17 protein-coding genes are annotated in these 20702 nt (G+C 52.0%); 1 reads left to right on the top strand and 16 read right to left on the bottom strand.

Going from position 1 to position 20702, the window contains the following annotated elements:
* Nucleotides 1-5: 5 nt before the first annotated feature.
* Nucleotides 6-980 carry an AraC family transcriptional regulator gene (locus WMW72_RS12490; protein WP_341415812.1) on the bottom strand — a complete coding sequence of 325 codons (975 nt, stop codon included), beginning with the start codon at nucleotides 978-980 and terminating at the stop codon, nucleotides 6-8.
* Nucleotides 981-1090: 110 nt separating this feature from the next.
* Complete coding sequence (locus WMW72_RS12485) at nucleotides 1091-2011, bottom strand: tyrosine-type recombinase/integrase (RefSeq protein WP_341415811.1); 921 nt, start codon at nucleotides 2009-2011, stop codon at nucleotides 1091-1093.
* 305 nt (nucleotides 2012-2316) lie between these two features.
* Between WMW72_RS12485 and WMW72_RS12480 the strand changes: the two genes are divergently transcribed.
* Nucleotides 2317-3006 carry a hypothetical protein gene (locus WMW72_RS12480; RefSeq protein WP_341415810.1) on the top strand — a complete coding sequence of 230 codons (690 nt, stop codon included), beginning with the start codon at nucleotides 2317-2319 and terminating at the stop codon, nucleotides 3004-3006.
* A 24-nt stretch (nucleotides 3007-3030) separates the two neighbouring features.
* Here WMW72_RS12480 and WMW72_RS12475 read toward each other — a convergent pair whose 3' ends face one another.
* From WMW72_RS12475 to WMW72_RS12410, 14 genes are all read right to left on the bottom strand, one after another.
* Nucleotides 3031-4428: an MATE family efflux transporter gene (locus WMW72_RS12475; RefSeq protein ID WP_341415809.1), complete on the bottom strand. Its 1398-nt coding sequence runs from the start codon at nucleotides 4426-4428 to the stop codon at nucleotides 3031-3033.
* 4 nt (nucleotides 4429-4432) lie between these two features.
* Nucleotides 4433-4975 carry an HAD family hydrolase gene (locus WMW72_RS12470; RefSeq protein ID WP_341415808.1) on the bottom strand — a complete coding sequence of 181 codons (543 nt, stop codon included), beginning with the start codon at nucleotides 4973-4975 and terminating at the stop codon, nucleotides 4433-4435.
* A complete protein-coding gene (locus WMW72_RS12465; protein ID WP_341415807.1) occupies nucleotides 4941-5984 on the bottom strand; it encodes an ABC transporter ATP-binding protein in 1044 nt (347 codons plus the stop codon). The genes WMW72_RS12470 and WMW72_RS12465 overlap by 35 nt, the downstream gene beginning before the upstream one ends.
* The gene (locus tag WMW72_RS12460; protein WP_341415806.1) at nucleotides 5981-7039 is read right to left on the bottom strand and encodes an ABC transporter ATP-binding protein; all 1059 of its coding nucleotides are present in this window, start codon (nucleotides 7037-7039) and stop codon (nucleotides 5981-5983) included. Before WMW72_RS12460 ends, WMW72_RS12465 begins: the two co-directional genes overlap by 4 nt.
* A gap of 12 nt (nucleotides 7040-7051) precedes the next feature.
* Complete coding sequence (locus tag WMW72_RS12455) at nucleotides 7052-8197, bottom strand: ABC transporter permease (RefSeq protein ID WP_341415805.1); 1146 nt, start codon at nucleotides 8195-8197, stop codon at nucleotides 7052-7054.
* 2 nt (nucleotides 8198-8199) lie between these two features.
* Nucleotides 8200-9198 carry an ABC transporter permease gene (locus tag WMW72_RS12450; protein WP_341415804.1) on the bottom strand — a complete coding sequence of 333 codons (999 nt, stop codon included), beginning with the start codon at nucleotides 9196-9198 and terminating at the stop codon, nucleotides 8200-8202.
* A 63-nt stretch (nucleotides 9199-9261) separates the two neighbouring features.
* Nucleotides 9262-11217 carry an ABC transporter substrate-binding protein gene (locus WMW72_RS12445; RefSeq protein ID WP_341415803.1) on the bottom strand — a complete coding sequence of 652 codons (1956 nt, stop codon included), beginning with the start codon at nucleotides 11215-11217 and terminating at the stop codon, nucleotides 9262-9264.
* Between the two features lie 312 nt (nucleotides 11218-11529).
* Nucleotides 11530-12687, bottom strand: a complete 1158-nt coding sequence (locus WMW72_RS12440) for a GntR family transcriptional regulator (RefSeq protein WP_341415802.1) — start codon at nucleotides 12685-12687, stop codon at nucleotides 11530-11532.
* A 121-nt stretch (nucleotides 12688-12808) separates the two neighbouring features.
* On the bottom strand, nucleotides 12809-14434 hold the full coding sequence (locus WMW72_RS12435; protein ID WP_341415801.1) for a response regulator: 1626 nt from the start codon (nucleotides 14432-14434) through the stop codon (nucleotides 12809-12811).
* Between the two features lies 1 nt (nucleotide 14435).
* Entirely contained in the window at nucleotides 14436-16223 is a 1788-nt protein-coding gene (locus tag WMW72_RS12430) for a sensor histidine kinase (RefSeq protein ID WP_341415800.1), read from the bottom strand.
* Between the two features lie 94 nt (nucleotides 16224-16317).
* Nucleotides 16318-17658: an ABC transporter substrate-binding protein gene (locus WMW72_RS12425; RefSeq protein ID WP_341415799.1), complete on the bottom strand. Its 1341-nt coding sequence runs from the start codon at nucleotides 17656-17658 to the stop codon at nucleotides 16318-16320.
* A 130-nt stretch (nucleotides 17659-17788) separates the two neighbouring features.
* On the bottom strand, nucleotides 17789-18613 hold the full coding sequence (locus WMW72_RS12420) for a carbohydrate ABC transporter permease (RefSeq protein ID WP_341415798.1): 825 nt from the start codon (nucleotides 18611-18613) through the stop codon (nucleotides 17789-17791).
* A gap of 12 nt (nucleotides 18614-18625) precedes the next feature.
* Nucleotides 18626-19510 (bottom strand): carbohydrate ABC transporter permease, encoded by an 885-nt coding sequence (locus WMW72_RS12415; protein ID WP_341415797.1) that lies wholly within the window; start codon nucleotides 19508-19510, stop codon nucleotides 18626-18628.
* 74 nt (nucleotides 19511-19584) lie between these two features.
* Nucleotides 19585-20700, bottom strand: a complete 1116-nt coding sequence (locus WMW72_RS12410) for a type I phosphomannose isomerase catalytic subunit (protein WP_341415796.1) — start codon at nucleotides 20698-20700, stop codon at nucleotides 19585-19587.
* Between the last annotated feature and the right edge of the window lie 2 nt (nucleotides 20701-20702).

Genomic DNA, 20702 nt, shown 5'->3' with positions numbered 1-20702 from the left:
CAGCCTCAGGCGGGTGATCCGTCCGTGGCTGCCTCTTCCATGTCGCTATGTATGGCGGCGGCCGAATGCGGCCAATCCGGAGAAATATCACGCCAGTTGGTCGGCGACGCTCCCTTCAGTTTTTTGAAGGTCCGGCTGAAATAATAAATATCATTATACCCGATCAGGAGAGCGATCTCCGAGATGCTCATCTGTGTCGTACGCAGCAGCTCAGCTGCGCGGTTGATGCGGAGAAAGTGAATATATTCCGTTAGCGTTTTCTCTGTCAGTTTTTTGAACAAGCGGCTGAAGTGGGAACGGCTCATATTAGCCAGATCGGCCAATTGCTCTACGGTCAACGACTCATGCGAATGCAGTTCCATATAACGAAGAGCCGGGGCCAGATGCTCGAGATGCTTGAGCCGGAGCCGGTAGCCTTCCAGATCGCTGGACGAAGCGATATAGCGGCGGACGAGCAGAGTCATCAATTTGTACAAGTCGGACTTGATCGCAAGCTCATACCCTTCCTGCTTATGCTCGATCTCGTACGTAATCTCTTCGACGCAGCGTGAAAAGCGCTTGTCCCCCGCAATATGGTTCAGGAATAACAGCCTATTCTGGGAGATCGGAATCATGAATTTCGTCTCGACCGCATCGGCATTAGAGCTCTGAAGCAAGGCCGGGTGAAAAATAACCACATAGTAAACCAAGTCACGGGAGGTACAAACACCGTAGTGCAGCTCATTGCTATTGACGACGATGACATCCCCGGCTTTCGCTTCATAGGGTACCGAGCTGCACTCGATTCTCGCGCTGCCGCTTACGATATAGAGCAGCTCAATCTGCTCGTGCCAGTGGGGATGAAAGATAATAAACCCCTCTTCCTGACAGGTGAACCGAAATAGCTTGATCGGAAATGAATGATCCGGCATGGACATCCGCTCGCGGAGAAGCTCATCTCTTTGCATCTTCCCTGCCCCCAGGCTTGTAGAATAGATCATACGATCCCTCTTGAACATGTCACTTTTATCTTAACACTCTCTTCTATTGTTTTCCATATGATGGCGCGGAGCAGATAAAGAATACCGGGAGTCTTAGGCACAGCAAATTCTTAATAATTTGCTGGCAATTTGGGCTGAATTCGCTCTTGAGCTTCGATGAGCTGTTCATTCTCAATATGGGTATAGATCTGTGTCGTAGATATATCCGAATGCCCCAGCAGCTCCTGCAGCGTACGCAAGTCCGTACCGTGCCGGAAATGGGTCGTGGCGAATGTATGTCTTAGCTTATGACTGCTGATCCGCTTGTCCTTTAACTCCGGCCTGGATTTCTTCAATGCCTGTGCGGTTTGTTCAATCACACTTTGAATCGTTCTGCGGCCGACACGTTTACGCTCTTGTGACACGAAGAAAGCATTAGAGTCGCTCTCTGCCGCTTCTAGTCGTTCCTTGTGCATATACTTGTCTAGAATATTCACAACGCTGGCATGAAGTGGAACATTTCTCCACTTGCGCCCCTTCCCCATAAACTGCAGGTTGGGTCTCTGGCCGCGATTGAAATTTTCCAGATTGAGTGCGTGAACTTCGGAGACCCGCAGCCCGCAATAGGCCATCAGCACACAAATCGCCAGATTGCGAAGCTTATGTATGCCATTCACTGACGTAAGAAAATCCTCCAGCTCTTCTTCATTTAAATAGACGGGTACCCGGTTTTTTTCGATTTTTGATTTCTTCACGGTTAGAGCGGGATTCTGCTGCATCCTCTCGAATTCGATCTGCGCGTTAAAGTAGCTGCGCACGGCGGACACCATCCGGTTGATGGCCGCGTCCCCCGCCCCCCTGTCTCTCATTTCTTTCTGATATCGCATAATATCTGCTTTTCGGATCTCTGTGGCATCTTTGTTCCGGACAAAGGCCAGGAAGTTCCGGGCTTCTCGTATATAGGCGCGCTGAGTCTGGATGGTGTACCCGGAGTTCTGAAGATAGGTTAGAAAGTCTTCTATCGTAGGGTCTGTATGGTCATTGTTGTGCAAGCCAAGGGCCTCCATTTCGTTTATATGAGACGTTCATGTAGGTAAGGGCGTGAAAAAAACATTTCGTCGCTCTAAAGCCGTTGAATTCTTCTTCAAATAGGCTCATTTCGATTTTCAAACAAGCGCGAAATGTGTGTTTCGCGCTTGTTTTATAGTAACATATCTGTATGAAAGGATGCATCTTTAATTTGAGTCATATCGGCAATATGCATATCCGGACTTAGGGAAACGGTCAATATAATGTTAACCCAAATTTCTCCTGAATCCGTTATACTAAGAACGATATCCAAGGGAGGTAATCATCCATGTCCACCGCTCAAAACCCATCGCTTTCCCGGCCGGATCTGCGGGAGCAAGTCCTTCGGTCCGCGCCTATTTTGCTCATCGACGAACATGAGCCCTTTTTGCCAATTCGCGTCGGCGTCACCGTTTTCGAGACAACGGCTCCCTCACCTTCTTTCCCCCGGACGATCGAGGTGGACCCTGACAAGGTGAAGCTGGTGATCGAATACGCGATCTACTATGATTACGACATCCAGCATCTGTACGATCTGGAGCATGTGTGGGTGTACCTCGGTCATGACGGCGAGGTCGTCACGGCCGAGTGCAGCTTCCACGGCCAGTACATGATTGGTGTACTGAGCGACCGCAGTAACCTGACGGCCGACGGGCGCGTCCAGCTGTACGTTCAGCCAGGCAAGCATGCGATGACACCGCTCGCCGAGCTGTTCCGGCTGCTGCCAAACGCCATCGCGGTCAATCAGGAGCTGGCCGGCAAGGACGGCTTGCTGGAGCCCGATATGTTCAAGGGCGAGTTCAAGTTTGGCCCGGATGATGATAAGCTGGCTGACGAGCACCTTCAGAGGTTCCGCTTTCTGCCGAGCTTCTCTTACTCTCCGTATACGTGGGAAGACGGGCACTTGGTCAGCTGGGACGAGCTGCGGGAGGAAATCCCCGTTCGTCTCAGAGCACTTATGAAGACGCTGCGCAGCTAACAAAAGAAACCGTCAAACTTCCTATCATAAGGAAGTTTGACGGTTTTGTGCTTGTTTGACGAGTGTATAAGATTCCCAGCGGCGGCTGTTCCAGCGGTACAAATTCGCCAGGCCGCGCAGCCACTCATCCAGTCCCGTAGCGATCCAGATGCCGACTAGTCCCATGCCTGCAGAGATTGCCAGTCCGTAGCCGGCCGGCAGACTCAGGCCGACCATGAAGATCAGACCCATCCAGACGGGGAATTTCGCATCCCCGGCGGCATTCAGCGCACTGACCAGATTCATGTTCAGTACCCTGCCCGTTTCCACCAGCAGGTTCAGCATGAGCAGTTGCCCGCCCCATTTTAATACAAGCGGATTCTGTGAGAACAGCCCGATCAGCGGATGACGGAAGATGATGAACAGCACGATGACGACTATAGCCGCCATGAAGCTCCAGCTCATGCTTCGCCGGGTCTGCTCATAGGCTTCCTGGTAACGTCCCGCTCCGGTCAGCTTTCCGACTAAGATCGAGTTGGCAAAGCCCAGTGCCGTTCCGAATACGGAGATGAACATCGTGATATTCATCGCATATTGTCTGGCTGCAAGCGCTTCGGTACCCATGGTGCTGATAAAAGCAAGAAAGGCCGTTTGTACGAGATGATACGTAAATGCCTCGATTGCAGCGGGGACGCCGATCTTCAGCATATTACGCAGATCCGACAGATGGAACTTGACCAGGCTCGTCCATCTCAGACGAAGGGATCTCAGCTTGAGCAGAAGGATGAACAGCACGACGGCCGCAGCAAGCCTGCTGATAACCGTAGAGAGTGCCGCTCCTTGCACGCCCATCGCTGGGAAGCCTAGCATCCCGAAGATCATGACCATATTCGTGCCGATATGGAGAACATTCATGCCGACCGAAATCAGCATGGCCTCACGGACATGCCCGTACACCTTCAGCACTCCCGAGATGCCATTCACCAGTGATTGCAAAAATAAAAAGCCGCCAACAATCAGCAGATAAGCGGAAGCATCAGCCATAAGCTCGGGTGCAATATGCAGCAGCCTCAGCAGTGGCTCCCTGGCTATCACCAGGATCAAGCTGAACAAGCCGCCCGCTAGAACGTTCAAGGAAATGCACGAAAAAGTAATCCGGTCACTCTCTTCCCATCTGCGGGCACCCAGGTATTGCGAGAGTACAACCTGAGTCCCCGTGGCGATCACCTGCATAAGCAGAAGGGCAAGCATGATGTATTGATTCGCCAGAGCTACAGCTGCTACAGCGTGGTCGGAGAGAAAGCTGAGCATCAGCGTGTCGCTGTTGCCCATTACCAGACCTAGCAGCATCTCGATCCAGATGGGCCAGGTCAGGTTCCAAAATTGTTTGGAAGACGTTGATGTATGCGGTGAGGCTTTTGTTACTTCTGTCTTGGTTTCCAAGCTGTCAGCCTGCCTGTTGATTCAATTGTTCGTTCAACGTTTCGACCAGCTCCAGCAAATCCAGCGGCATATGAATCGTATAATCCGGACGCTCGCTCTCGTCTGCCGGCGTCTTGGGATAGCGATCCGTCCAGTCCAGATGGATGCTGGTAATGCCGAGCTCATTGGCTCCCTTGATATCACGGCTCAAGTTATTGCCGACCATCACAATTCGGCTATAGTCCGACTCGTGCAGATCGAGAGCACCGACCGCTGCCTTGAACATGCGCGGACTCGGCTTCTCCGCTTTGATATACTCCGAAGCAATCATGGTGGTGAAGCAGTCATAGATCCCGTGCTGGTTAAACATGTTGGTAAAGGACTGCACCAATCCATCTGCGACCAAGGCGATCGTGTAGCCTCGCTCAGCGAGCGTCTTTACCATCTCGACAGCGCCGGGAAGGGTCTCCGCGCTTACGACCACATCGTGCTCGTCGCGGATTTCCGTCCTCTCGTCAATGATGGTGTCTCCGCTATCCAGAAATATAATTAAGCTCTTGGGTGTCATGTGTCATGTCCTCTATTCCTTGTAGTTGAAATTGCTCGATATGATGGCAGGCCACGGCGTGACCGCCGCCGATATCCTGCAGCTCTGGCGCTGATTGGCGGCACAGCTCGGTCGCATAGGCGCAGCGGGGGTGAAAGTGACAGCCGGACGGCGGATCCGCCGGGTTCGGCACCTCGCCCTGCAAAATCTTGCGCTGCGTCTTGATATCCGGATCAGGCTTAGGCACCGCCGACAGCAAAGCCTCGGTATACGGATGCCTTGGCGTTCGGAACAATTGCTGGGTGGGAGCCATCTCCACAATCCGGCCCAGATACATCACCGCGATCCGGTCGGAGATATGCTCGACGACAGACAGATCATGGGATATAAACAGGTAAGTGATGTCGTACTCCTGCTGCAGATCCTTAAGAAGGTTAATAATTTGCGCCTGGATCGATACATCCAGCGCCGATACGGCTTCGTCGCAGACGATCACCTTGGGACGTGTGATCAGTGCCCTGGCGATGCCGATACGCTGCCGCTGTCCGCCGGAGAAGGCATGCGGATAACGGTTCAGATAGCTCAGATTGAGACCCGTCTGCTGGGCCATCTGCATGACGCGTTCGTCAATTTCGGATTTTTTTAGATCAAAATTCGCCTTAAGGGGCTCGCTGATAATATCATACACCGTCATCCGCGGGTTCAGGGACGCATACGGGTCCTGGAAGATCATCTGAATCCCTTTGCGGGTTTCCTTTAGCTGCTTACCGGTGACCTTCAGGAAGTCTTGCCGGGACCCATCCTCTTCACAGAAATAGACCTGACCCGAGGTCGCATCGATACCGCGTACCAGGCAGCGGCCGAGCGTCGTTTTCCCACAACCGGATTCGCCAACCAAGCTGAAGGTCTCTCCTCTTCTCAGACTGAACGAAACCTTGGATACGGCCTTGGCGACAGCCGACTTCCCTCTTGCTCCATGCACGGGATATTCTTTAACCAGATCCACGATCTGCAGGATATCTTCACTCATCGTGCTGCTCCCCCTTCCTCTTGGCCCGCTTCATAAAGAAAACATGATACAAGGTGATCCGGGGCCACTTGTGTGGACGGCACATGGCGCGTATTGCATACGCCGGGAATCCGCTGGCTGCAGCGATCGTAGAAGCCGCACATGGGCGGCATGTTGAGTGGGATCGGCACGGTCCCCTCGATGGATTCAAGACGTTTCACACCACTCCCGATCTTCGGGATGGAACGGAGAAGTCCTTGTGTATAGGGATGCTTCGGATGGTGAAATAAATTCCGCACGGTCGTTTGTTCCACGATCTGGCCCAGATACATGACGGCAACCTCATCGCACATCTCGGCCACGATACCGAGGTCATGGGTGATGAATAGAATCGCCATACCGAATTCCTGCTGCAGCTGCTTCATCAACTCCAGCACTTGAGCCTGGATCGTCACATCCAGCGCGGTCGTCGGCTCATCGGCGATCAGCAGCTCGGGCTTGCACGAGAGTGCCATGGCGATCATCGCCCGCTGCATCATCCCCCCTGAGAATTCATGCGGGTATTGCTCGAACCGCTTCTCCGGATTCGCGATGCCCACCTTGCGGAGAATGTCGATCGTCATTTCCTTGGCTTCCCGCTTATCCTTCGTCCGGTGCAGCAGGATCGACTCCATCACCTGATTGCCGATTGTATATAAGGGAGAGAATGCCGTCATCGGCTCTTGGAAAATCATCGCGATCCGGCTGCCCCGGATGGCGCGGATTTCTTTGCCGCCCGGCTTCAGCTTGACCAGGTCCACCATCGTTCCGGGCTGGCCTACACTTTTCTGGTCCAGCTTGATCTCACCGGACACCTGCGAATTTTTGGGCTGCAGCCCAATCATCGCTTTGCTCGTGATGCTTTTCCCACAACCGGACTCGCCGACGAGTCCCAGTGTCTTGCCTGGCTCGATCCTGAAGCTGACGCCGTTCACGGCTTTCAGAATTCCGCTATCTGTCTTGAATTGAATCTGTAGATTGTCTACATCCAATAGTGGCTGCGTATCCTTATTGATCTCACGCTCGGTTATCATCATCTATGTCCTCACTTATTTATAAGGGTCGGCCGCATCGCGCAGCCCGTCGCCGAAGAAGTTGAATGCCAGCACCGTGATGACCACGAATACCAGCGGGATCAGCTTCCACGGGTACAGCGCCACGTTCTCAAACTGCTGCGCTTCTTGCAGCAGCACGCCCCAGCTGGCCGCCGGCGAACGGATGCCCAGGCCGAGGAAGCTCATCGCCGTCTCACCGATGATCATGGAAGGAATCGCCAGCGTCATCGATACGACGAGGTAGCTCAGGAATCCCGGCACCATGTGAACCGCGATGATGCGCATGCTGCTTACGCCGGAGATCCGCGCCGCCATAATATAATCCTCGCTTTTCAGCGAGATAAATTTGCTTCGTACGACCCGGGCCAGGCCCGTCCATTCGATGAAGGCCATAATAATGGTGATATACAGGAACATCTGCACCATCGGCACCCGGGCCGGGATCGCCGCAGACAGCGCCATCCACAGAGGCAGCGTCGGGAACGAACGGATGATCTCAATGATGCGCTGAATTACCGCATCGATCATCCCACCGAAATACCCGGAGATGCCGCCGATCAGAAGCCCCAGGAAAAAGCTGATCCCTACGCCCACGAGCGGGATCGTCAGAGATACCTGACTGCCCAGCACGACGCGTGAGAACAAGTCTCTACCCATCCCGTCCGTACCGAACAGGAACAGACGGCCAGGCTCTTCCACCCCGAACAAATGCAGGTTGCTGGGAATGAGGCCTAGGAATTTATACGGCGTTCCGCTCACAAAGAACTGCACTTCGTATATTTTAGACGTGTCCTCGACGAAGAGCTTGCGCAAGGTTTCAGGGTCACGTTCTGATTTCGTTCCATAAACGAAGGGCTTCCAGTGGAATTTCCCCTCGGTATCCACCCAGTGGATTTTCGACGGCCGGCTGTTGAGATTGACGCTGTCATAGCTGTCTAATCCCTGCGGAGCAATAAAATTGCCGAACAGCGCCACTATGTACATGAAAGCAAGCACCGCGATACTGATGCGCGCCAGCTTATGCTTCATGAGCTTGACCATCATCAGACGCCATTGGGAGGCTGAGTAATTGGCCTCTTCCGCTTTTTTCTTAGGAAGCAGCAAAGACCGCCACGATTTCGGACTGAGTTGTGTGTTCATGGTTACATTCCTTTTCTCTGCATGCGTATTCTAGGGTCGAGCCAGAAGAGCAAAATATCCGAGATTAACGTGCCGAGGACGATACAGATCGCCATAAAGAGCAGCCAGGTTCCCGCCAGATACATATCTTGGCTGAGCAGCGCATTGTGCATGACCGGACCTTGAGTCGGCAGATTCAGTACAATGGCCGTGATGGTAGAGCCGGTGAAGATCGAGGTCAGAGACCAGCCGAGCGTACTGACAATCGGGTTGATAGCCGCGCGTACCGGATATTTCATCATGATCTTCCCTTCGGATAATCCCTTGGACCGGGCTGTCAGCATGTACGGCTTGTTCATCTCATCGAGCATCTGGCCGCGCATGACACGGATGAGGTCACAGGTGCTGGCCATGCCGATGACGATGATAGGAATGATCATATGCTTGAGAAAATCAATGAACTTGGCCATCGACCAGGCTTGATCGACGAAGGAGGGCGAGAATAAGCCCAGCATCGGATCGCCTATATAGACATAGGACAAGTACATCAGAATGATCGCGAGCAGGAAGTTCGGGGTTGCCATGCCGAGGAAGCCTATCCCCGTGACGATATAGTCGGCGGCGGAATATTGCTTGACGGCGCTGAATATCCCGATCGGGATCGATAACGCATACGTGAACAGCATGGAAACGATGGACACGATCAAGGTCAATCCCATGTATTGACCGATTATTTCAGCGACCGGCCGGTTGTAGCTAAAGGAATACCCGAAATCACCCTCACTAACCATCCCCCAAATCCACTTGAAGTATTGCACGATCCAAGGCTGATCGAGTCCGTAGGCAGCGCGCATGACCTGCAGCGCCTGCTCATCCATGATTTCGCCGGTGGTGGACATCTTCGCCGCATAAGTGCTGACAAAGTCGCCCGGCGGGAGCTGGATGACGAAGAACACGAGCATCGATATCAGAATCACGACCGGGATCATGAGCAGAAGTCTTCGAACAATATAGGAAAACATGAGAACCCCTCTCTTGATGGCAAAAGGGGAGAGCTTCGTCTCCCCCGCCCCATCGTTATTCGTTTACTCGATAAAGAATTGAGCCGGATGTGCGTGACCCAGACCGCGGAACTCATCGCTGTTCACAAGCTTCGGTACGTTTCTTACATTATTCTTGGCTACGACCAGTACAGGCGTTGGGCTTGTATAGCCGATGACCCATTGGTTTTTCTGATGGAGCTTGATGATTTCGTTGCTCCATTTATTGATTTCGTCCTTCGTTTTGGCTGCCTTGATCTTATCCCAGTTCGCGAGCAATTCAGCGACATCGCCCTCCGGCTTGACGCCTTCCTTGCCCTTCGAGGATGTATACAGTCCGTAGTGGCCGAACCATGGCGTGATGACGCGCAGTGGAACCAGCTCGTCGGGTCTGTAGGCGACGTTCACGAGGTTAACCGTTTTAACCGAAACCGGAATTTTGTTCGCATACTTTAGATCAAAGAAGCTGCCTTGATCGACAATCTTCACGTCCGTCTTGATGCCGACCTGCTCGTAATATTTGCGCAGCAGCTCGATAAACTTTTCATTGTCAGCGATCTTCTCTTGATAGATGACCATGCTGAGGTCCGATCCGTCGGCGAACGTTCTATACTTATGGGCTGCATCCCATTTCAAGCCGATCTCGTCAAACAGTTTGGCCGACTTATCACGGTCGAAGGCTGTCCACTGCTTGTCCCAGCCTTCTTGGAAGTTCGGCAGTCCCTTAGGCACGGATGCTTGTGCAGGCTCGCCGATTCCGTTGGTGATGATCTCGGATACTTCTTTGCGGTCCACCGCTACGGACAGCGCTTCGCGGAAGCGTATATCCTGGAACAGCGCGCGCAGTTTCGGATCTTCCGTCGTCTGGTTCAGCTCGACGCCCGTACTCGACCAGGACGGTGTGGACCAAGGAATAACGCGGTAGTTGCCCTTCTTCTCGTTTTCCTTCAGAACCGTGAAGTCCGCGAAGTCGAAGGAGCTCACTTCGACATTGCCTGCCAGCGCTTCGACCAGCTTGTGGCTCTTGTCTTGAATCTTCGTCTGTACGATCCGGTCGATGTAAGGCAGTTGCTGCCCTTCTTTGTCCGTCTTGAAGTAGTAAGGGTTGCGCTCGCTGATGAAGCGGTCGCTGTTAGGATCGTTCTTCGGCACCCAAGGGCGCAGCGTCGGTCTTTGCGAATACAGCCAGTAGTAGTAGCCGGTATTGATGCCCAGCGTTTTCGTATCCTTGAAGCCGTACTGCTTAGCGACTTCCAGCGCTTTCTCTTCGCCGATGAACTCCGGCAGGATCGTCTTATAATAATGTGCCGGGGCGAAGAACCATTTGTTGTCAATAGCCATACGCTCCAGGAACATAACGCTTGGATGCTTGAACTTCACTTGCACGGTGTAGTCGTCGAGCTTGGTAACTTCTGCTCTGGCTTTCTCGCCAGTAACCGGATCTACGGAATAATAGCAATCGTACAGCGCCTTACCGAACGTTTCCTTAACCAGCATGTGCTCCCAATAGAAGATCACGTCATCGGCGTTGAATACGTGGCCATCCGACCACTTCATGCCTTTGCGAAGGAAAATTTTATAAACTGTCGAGTCGGCGTTGACTTCATAGCCCTTGGCAACGTTTGGCTCCACGCCGCTACCGTCCGGCTTGAAACGAAACATCGCTTCTTCGGTAATCATGCCAATGCCCCATTTGTCGTCAGGACCGCTCCAAGGCAGACGCCAGTCGCCGCCGTATTTGCCGATCTTTTCGACCGTTTGCTCGATCATGATGTCATCTTTCTCCGGCAGACGCTTGTCCACAGCAGGCAAGGTGCCGTTCTTCACAAGAGAGTCCCACATCGGAGCTTCCTTGTACGAGCCGGTCGAAACTTTCGGGTTCGCATCCTTGACGGACTCGCTCCCAGGTTTGGTTGTGCTGGCGCTATCACCGATACAACCGGTTAATGCGCTCAATGACATAAGCACGGTCAAACCTAGCAAAACTGGTTTTTTCCTCACAGAAACTCTCCATTCCACAATTTATTAATATCACTTGCATGAATCAATCATAGTAAAGGCCACTGACATATTCAATGGTTCAGAATTTGTAGATTACGTAAAGAGATGTCCAGACATCATGCGGTTGTAGGAGATACTGATAATCCGGGCATTTTTACAGGATTAAGTGTAGTTTAGCGCACAAAAAAAGCATTCACTTCCTCTATGAACTACAAAGTATGCCAACGACATCCAATATCAGGATAAATATCAGTTGTACATAAAAAAACTTTGTATGTATAGATTAAGTAAATGCTTATAGGGTCAGAACAATTATCGGACAGAGGCAAGCGACCTCACAGAGCTGCGTTCCACCAGATCCGTAGGCACTTTAATCGTTGTAGCTACCTCATTCGATTTTTCCATCCGTTTGGCTAGCAGGTCGAAAGCCGCAACGCCGAGCAGCTCCGTCGCCTGGCGCGAGGTCGTTAGCGGTACCGGCAGCAGACTGGCAAGTTGAATATCCGCGAATCCGACCACGGACACATCGTCCGGCACCGATTTCTTCATGGAGAATGCCGTGTACATACATGAGGTTGCCAAATAATCATCTGCGCACATAACGGCAGTCAGCGCAGGATTTTGTTCAAAAAAGGCCACGATCTGATCATTCGGGGAAGTCAGATTATCCATATAAGACTCGTTACAATGTAAATACATATTATGGCTGTTGATGGGGAGCTGATTGTCAAGCAGTGCCTCGAGATAGCCTCTGTACCGCTCCTCCCGGCTCGTTACCCCGTCGAAGGACATGGACAAATAACCAATCTCCTTATGCCCTTGTTCAATCAAATATTCGACTAACCGGTATGCGCCCTGATAGTGATCGTGGTATACGCAATCAATCTGGACTTCCCTGAAAATCCGGTCGATGATGACGAGCGGATATTTGAGCAGGGATAGGCGCAGCACCTTCTCGCTGCACGTCTTCCGGCCTCTCGGGTATAAAATAACACCGTCCACTTGATCCTCATATAACTCTTGCAGACAATTGCTCTCATCATCCCGGTCCTTCGTAATCTTCACCAGGAGATGGCAGTCCATCTTCCGTGCTTCGTTCTCGATGGATACCATGATGCGAGCCACGTAGTCGTCCAGATTGGGGACGACTAATGCGATCCGCCGCTTCTTGACATAGTCCCGATCAGGCAGTACCACGGTGTCCTCATGCTCTGCGGCCGCGTCCTCATAACCTTCGGCAATGAAAGTTCCCCGCCGTGCCAGCCGATACACGATGCCTTGCTTGGCCAGCGATTCCAGCGCGAGCTTCGTCGTCATCCGGCTGACTCCGAAAAGAGAAGCAAACTCTCCTTCGGAAGGAACCGGATCATGAGGCTTAAGCTTCCGGCTGCGAATCTCGGATTTGATCTTTCCCGCGATCTGTACATAGAGCAGTTGCTTCTTGCCGTGCTTGTCTACGCTGTAAGTCATCGAATCATTCCTTGTCCTTGTATACTACTCGTATAGTAACATAACCATTGACATGGAAACCACTGAATTTTGATCATTTAATATCGATCCTGTTCATGGCTGCTTTCTCAACAACTGGCATTTAACTATTCACCGGACCAGCCTGCAGTTCGGACGGTGACATGTGATAGATCGATCTGAAGCATTTATTGAAGTAGCTCTTGTTGTCATAGCCGAGCTGGTAGGCGATCTCCTCGACTGTTTTATTCGTCGTCTCCAGCCACTCCCTTGCCTTCTCCATCTTCATACGGGTTACGTATTGAATAAAGCTCTCTTGGGTTTCCTTCTTATACAACCGGCTGAAGTAGGCTTGGTTCAAGTGCAGCATATCGGACACTTCTTCCAGTGTAATTTTGCGGTCAAGATGGGTCAGCACATACTTTTGCGCTTTGATGATTTCCATCCTTCTGGAGCGCTTGGACATTATCGAGATCGATTCGAGCAGTGATTTCCAATACGAGGCGAGCCACGCCTCCAGCTGATGCAGCGATTCCATGGACAATACAGTCTGATGGAGCAGCTCCTTGGACAGCGTGAAGTCAAAGTATTGGGCGGACGAGCGGACTTTCACATATTGATCCATCACCAGTCTTAGGATGAAGCTCTTCAGCTCCTCCGGGTGGAACCGGCGCTCTCTGACAAACCGGAACAGCTCCGATATAGCCCCGTCAATCGGCTCTTTGGATTCGTTCATCAGCAGCTTGCCCAGCGACTCAGACGTTTCCGAGTAATACTGGAACATATCTTCGCCGGCAAAGGAAATATTCAGCTGATCCGCACGGATGATGATTGAATCCGGTAAGTAAAACCGCTGCTCGGACAGCTCCATCATGGCCTGCACATGCTTTTTCAGCAGCTTAATGCTATCGCAATATTGTTCGCCTACGATGAAGGAGCCCTTGATTTTCACATAGCTGCTTAGAGCTGACTGGATGTCCCGCAGCGGCTTCTTATCGAACGCAGCCGTATCGCTGCGCTTCATATCCCCGGTGTGGAACAGCAGCAGCAACTCCCGGGATCCCAGGGAAAAACAAACCGCATTCCGCTCCCGGCGGATCAGCTCCTCCACCACGTTCAGAACCGGGTACATGAGCAGCTCATCGGATTGAAACCGCTTCAATTGTTGTTCGTACTGGTTGATATATAAGATAACGGGAACATATCTGGTGTTGGAAAAATCGACATGGAATTTCTCGAATTCCCGCTGCCAATCGGCTTCGCTGATAATCGGGGACAGCATCAGATTGCTCATCAGCTTTTCCTTCAGAACGTCCTGATTTTGCTCGAAGGACTTGAGCAGACTCTGGTTGATCCGGGCCTCTTCCCTGTCCTCATCCAGCTGCTGCAGCAGCTTCTGCAGAATGTCGATAATCTCCTCAATCTCCATCGATTCCTTGAGCACATAATCCTGAACATTCAGCTTGACCGCCTGACGTGTGTATTGAAACTCATCATGGCAGGTCAAGACTACCGTACGCAGCGCCGGATTCAACTGCTTGAGCTGCTGCGTTAATTCAAGTCCGTCCATCCCAGGCATGCCGATATCCGTAATCAGCAGATCGGGCATCTCTTCCTGAGCCTTGGACAAGGCGGATAAGCCGTCCTCTGCATAGCCGATGAGCTGCAGATTCAGCTCGGCCCAAGGGATTTCTTGGATCAGAAATTCAATGACTGGATAGTCGTCGTCTGCGAGCAGTACCTTGTACATGCTAAGCCTCTCCTTTGGCCGATAGTGGGAGCTTGACCACAATCTCCGTTCCGCGGTGCAGGTCGCTGTGAATATCCATCCGGAAGGATGTCCCGTACGTCATCTGCAGCCGGTCATATACATTTTTCAGCCCAATTCCATTGACTCTGCTCTTCGATTCATGCTCTTCGCGGTGCAGCGCCTGGTTCAATTCATGCTTCGTCTCTTCCCCCATGCCGACCCCGTCATCTTTGACCGAGATGTACATGAACGCATCTTCCTTCCAGATCGTAAGTGTAATGTGTCCGTACTTCTGGTTCAACCCGTGTATAAATGCATTTTCGATAAAGGGCTGGATGGTGAACCGGGGAATTTCCTCCAGCAGGACATTGGAGGCGACGGATTCCTCGTACTGAATCTTCTGATTATGCCGGACATTCATCAGCTTGACATAGTGCTGGACAATTTCCACTTCCACATGCACCGGGAGACATTCATTGTTGCGGTTGATCGACATCCGGAGCAGCTTGGATAACGAAGAGATGATATCGGCGCTCTCCCGATCCCCCTTCATTCTAATTTTCATCCGGATCGAATTCAATAAATTAAACAAAAAGTGCGGATTGATCTGCGCTTGCAGCAGCTCCAGCTCCAGCTTGCGCTTGCGTGTCTGCTCTTCGGTAATCTGTTCGATCATCGATTCGATATGGTCGAGCATCTGGTTAAATACTTGCCCGAGCCTCCCAACCTCGTCCGTCCCCCGGATATCCGCTCTGACATGAAGCGTGCCAAGCCTGACTTGAGAAGCCACCCGCGCCAGAATAACGAGCGGATTCATAATGCGGCTAATGATCCAATACAGGATCGCGATGAACACCAGCAGAAACAACACCTGCACCAGATAATCATTAGTCCGGATCGTTTGAATTTTTTCGATCGCATTCTGGTAGGAGACGAGGCTGATGAGATGCCAGCCTGCGAACGGCAGTTTCTTGTTCAGGAGAATATACTCCTGATCGTGAATCGTGAATATTTTGGAGCCCTGCTGCTCGCTCGGACCGTAATCCGGGAATGCCGTTGCAGCGCCGATCTGCTGATTGTCTGCGCTTGCAAAAACAGTTCCCGCAGCGTCCGTCAGGATCATTTTCTGCGTCGGAGCGTATTTATAGAAAAAATCGCTGATCGTCTTTTCCTCGGCGCTCAGGATCACATAGGCATACGGCTTGGCGTCGCCCGACTTGAGAGCTCTCGCCATCGTGATCAGATAAGGGCTGGTTTTACTCCGGGATTGAATATAGTTGGGATGCGCCCCTACCCACTCTATATCGTATTCGGTCATCTGATCCAGCTTGGAATACCACGATTCCTCAGCAAATTGCTGAGGGTTGAACTCCGATCCCGAATAATTCGTGAAATAAGCGCCGTTCGGCAGCAATACGGAAATATACATGTGGTCCTTGGAAAAAACAAGCGTTTCCAATTTATTCGTTATATACTTGCCCTCCAGCACCAGGAGAGCCGGGTCCAGCGGCTGCTGTCCCAATTTCTTCATCACAGTTGCCATTTCATTATCGAATTGAATATTATTCGTCATGTAAATCATCGAATTCATCCGCTCGGTCACATACAGATTGGCAACGTCCAGAGACTCCTGCGCATTGATCACAGCTTGCTCCCTCAGGACATCCCGGGTAAAGTAATTCGATACCTGAATCGCAATAGTGGGTGGTGCGATCAGACATATGATGATCGAGAGCAGCACTTTTTGGCGCAAAGACCATTTCGAGAGCTTATCGAATAATGTTTTCAAGAGTATCCCTTCTCGCCCAAAACATGATAACCGTGAAGAGCAGGATGCTCTCCACGGTTTGGTCTTGCGGTCGACCCAATCGGGTCGGGCACTATTAATTATTCAAGTTAATCACGTCTTGGATGGATTTTTCTGCGTTGGTAATCGTCGTGTTCAGATCCTGCTTGTTCAACAGGTATTTTTCAACCTCAGACGTATAGCGCTTGGAGGCATCGCTCATGTAAGTCGGAGGCGCTTCAATTTTAACGGGTGCCGAAGTTCCCAGCACATGCTCCAGAGAAGCCTTATTGACCATCTCCGGGTTCTTACCGGTCTTGACCATGCCGTCGATCATCTTGTTCAGATCAGCCTTGGTCCAGGAGGAGAGCATATTTTCAGCTGCGAGAATCCCCTTCGTTGAGTACCAGCGGGTAAACTGGTAAGCTTCCTTCGGGTGCCTCGACCCGGAGAATACACCCATGTAGTCAATATTGGCAAGTGTAGCGCCGTTCGGGTCTTCCTTCTTGTACTTCGGATAAGGGGCGAATACCGATTCGAACTTGGCAGGTACGGTGTCCGTGCCGGCCGCTTCCGTAATCATCCAGCTTCCCGTTGGGATCATGGCCGCTTTGCCGCTGAAATATTCGTTGCGGTAAGCCAGCTTCTGCGAGATGACATCCGCATACGAACGGGCCGACTTGTCCACATTCTGAACCTGATTCGCGATCTCCAGCGACTTGCGGACACGGTCGTTGTTGATGTTCGGTTTACCGTCCGATGTTACGAGTTTATTGCTTTGCGGGCTATTAATCAAGGCCAGGGTGATATATTGTTCCCAATTGTGAAAATAAGTGCCGTATTGCTTGGATGGACCTTCGCCCCTGGTTAATTTTTTGGAATATTCCATAAATTCATCCCAAGTCCATTCCTTCGGAACTGCCAGTCCTGCTTCATCCAGTTTTTGCTTGTTCAGCATGACGAACCAGGTCAGCAGGCGCCCGGGCAGCGCATAATACTTGCCTTCCATTTGCGTCGTCGCTTTGTATTCGCTATCATAATTAACGCCGTCAGCCTTCAGATAGTCATCGAGCGGTGCGAGCATGCCTGCTTTGGCGCGTTGGACGTAGCCCGTCGAGTCGTTGATCATCACGACGTCCATCTCCTGACCGGATGCGGCCGCCAAGTCAAGCTTCTTCATCGCTTCATGAGCATCGTCCTTCGTGGAAAGCACGTTAACATCGACTTTAATATTCGGATATTCTTTATAAAATTCAGGAAGTATTTTATTCCAGTGCATCGTTTCTTCCGATAGCCAGGTGAACACCTTCAAGGTGACTTGCTTCGTATCACCCGCTCCTCCCTCGGTCGTCTTTGCCGGCTCCGCATTGCTTCCGCAGCCTGCCAAGACCGAGCCCATCATGACACCCGTCAGCAGCAATCCTGTTGTTTTTTTCATAGCAGCCAATCCCCTCTAGTCTAGTTTCGTTGTTGCTATCCCTGTTTTTGTACTGCCTCTTCATTATAAGGGACATGAAAAATGGACATAAGCAATTATTTTATCTTGCTGGCAAAAATTTATACGATTATTAGCCTTTGACCCCGCCTGCAGAGATGCCTTCGATGACATGCTTCTGTCCGACGATAAACACGATCAGCAGCGGAAGGATCGCGGAAACCGCGCCCGCCATAACGAGAGAATAGAACTGGCCGTTCTCATTACCGAACGACTGAATGCCGAGCTGCAGGGTAAATAATTTTTGAGATTTGAGAAAGATCAGCGGGTTCTGGTAATCGTTCCAGGTCCAGATGAACCGCAGGATCGCGTAGGTGGCAATCACAGGTCTGACCAGAGGTACCATGACGGAACGGAAGATCCGCATGTGTCCGGCGCCATCCATGCGCGCGGATTCCAGGTATTCGTCATTGATGCTCATGAACGCCTGCCTAAGCAGGAACGTGCCGAGTACGCTGAAGCTGTTCAGCAGAATCAATCCTGTCAGCGTATCGTACATGCCCAGCCAGCGGTAGAGAATGAACTGCGGCACCAGAATTGCCTGATGCGGGATCATATAGACGACCAGCAGGATCAGGAAAATCGCTTCCCTGCCCTTGAACTTTACTTTGGTGAAGCCGTAGGCCGCCAGGCACGAGACGAGCACCGACAAGACCGTCGTGATGACCGTAACGAAGACCGAGTTGCCGTAGTATTGGGCGAATGGCGTGTTGACCCATACCTGCGTGTAGTTTTGAACCGCGTTCCACTGCTTCGGAATCCACTCGATCGGGAAGTTGAACACTTCCGTCTCCTGCTTGAGCGAAGCCGAGATCATCCAAAAGAACGGAAACAGAAACAGGAAGCCGATGACCACCATCACGGCAGTCGTTATAGATTTGCGTATGTCAAGCTGCATAGGGCGAGCCTCCTAATAATTGACCCACTTCTTCTGGGCGAAAAATTGAATCACGGTAATCACAAGTACACAAAGGAGAAGCACAACAGATACCGAGGATGCATAGCCGGTCTTCAGGTTGACAAAGGCCTGCTGATATAGATAGAACACCATCATCGACGTGGAGTCGGATGGTCCGCCCCCGGTCAGGACGACGATAATATCGAACACCTTGAACGATCCGATAATCCCCGTGACCAGCAGGAAGAAGGTCGTCGGCGACAGCATCGGCAGCGTAATCCGGAAGAACTTCACCAGCGGCGTTGCGCCGTCGATATCGGCAGCCTCGAACAAATCCTTGGGAATGCTCTGCAAGCCGGCCAGATAAATAATGAGATTGTAACCCAGGCCCGTCCATACGGTAATCGCCATCATAGTCGGCAGAGCGAAGTGCGGATCGGCCAGCCACTTGGGCGGGTCTGTGATGCCGATCGATTTCAAGGTCTCGTTGATCGGGCCGTACTCCGGGTGGAACAATACCTGGCACACGATCGCAACAGCGACGATACTCGAAATATAAGGCATGAAGTACACAACCTTGAACAAGTCTTTCCAGTACACGTTCTTATTGATCGTGACTGCCAGGGTGATGGCCAGAATCATCGTGATCGGCACGACCAGGATGAAGATAAAGTTATTGGTCAATGATTTGATAAATACCGGATCGTGAAACAGCATGGTGTAGTTTTTCATGCCGACGAAGGTGATTCCCTTCATCCCCTGTACCAGGCTCCAGCTTGTGAAGCTGAGCAGGAACGAGATGATGATCGGGACGAGCGTCAGTACAACCAATCCGATAGCCAAGGGGGCGATAAATAAATAGCCCGTTACGTTTTCGACTACCTTGCTTTTTTTCATAGGCTTTTACTTTCCTCCCCATTCCAAACAATTGTCAAGCTTGCGGTACTGCCGCTCTGGTGGAGAACTCCCGGCTATACGCCGGGAGGGTAACACAGGATCACCTGCAGCGGCTCCTCACCCTGACGAGCCCACTTCAGCTCCGTCATGGAGGCCGGCAGGAAGAAGGTATCTCCTTGTCCCACCTTCGTCTCTCCTGTCTCCCCGGTCAGGGTGCCTGACCCTTTCAGGACGATGGCGATGACGAAGGTTCCGTTGCCCTTCATGCTGTATTCAGTATCGACTGTCAGACGGTTCATGGAGAAGCGGTCCGTATCGGTGTTCTTGATCAGCGCGGTCAGAAGTCCTCCTGCCGATTGCTCCAGTACGGCCGGCTGCTTGCACCATCTGTCCTTCACCTGCTCCAGCGTGTGCGTGTCATAGTGGAAGCAGTTCAGCATCTCATCGAAGCCCAGTCCCTGGTGGCAGGCTTGGTCTGGAACGACGTTGCCCTTGGGCGTCGTTCGCTCCGTACGAAGAGTGTAGTCCGTCGGCTCCTGAATCTCGATCAGGAAGCAGCCGCTGCCGATCGAATGCGGCACGCCGCCCTGCACGAGGAACACATCCCCCTCGCGGACCGGAATCCGGTGCATTGCATCCAGCATGCCTGGAATATCCTGGCGGTCGAACAAGTCCTTCCACTGCTTCGGCGTGACGCCCGGCTTGAAGCCGAACAGTACATAGGGCTCCTCTCCGTCCACCTCGCGGCCCCCGATGACATACCAGGCTTCCGTCTTGCCGAAGTCAGACTGGAATTTCGTCTTGGCATACTCACGGTCCGGATGCACCTGGATCGTCAATCGTTCGCTGGAGTCCAGCACCTTAACCAGCACGCCGGTCTTATCGCCGTATTTCTCCGCATGAGCCTTGCCGAGGAAGACTGTGGGATCGGAGGCGATCACGTCCTTCAGCGTCACTTGGCTCCCATCCGCCAGCTGGAGGGCGCTAAGCCCCTCCTGCAGATGCTCGCGGCCGACATTCGTCGCCTGCACGACGGAGGCTACCCATTCCTCAGGGAAGGTGCTGTCTTCGGCAGATGCTTTCCCCTGCCACTCATCAATCAGCCTGCCGCCGGAATACGTACGCCACACCCGGGTCGATTGCAGCCGGATCGGCTGTCGGGACAACTCTTTTACGTCGATATCGGTCACGG

Source organism: Paenibacillus filicis, assembly GCF_038070315.1.
Classification (GTDB): Bacteria; Bacillota; Bacilli; order Paenibacillales; family NBRC-103111; genus Paenibacillus_G; species Paenibacillus_G filicis.
The sequence above is the reverse complement of the archived record's forward strand: the minus strand, read 5'-3'. Positions and strand labels throughout refer to the sequence as shown.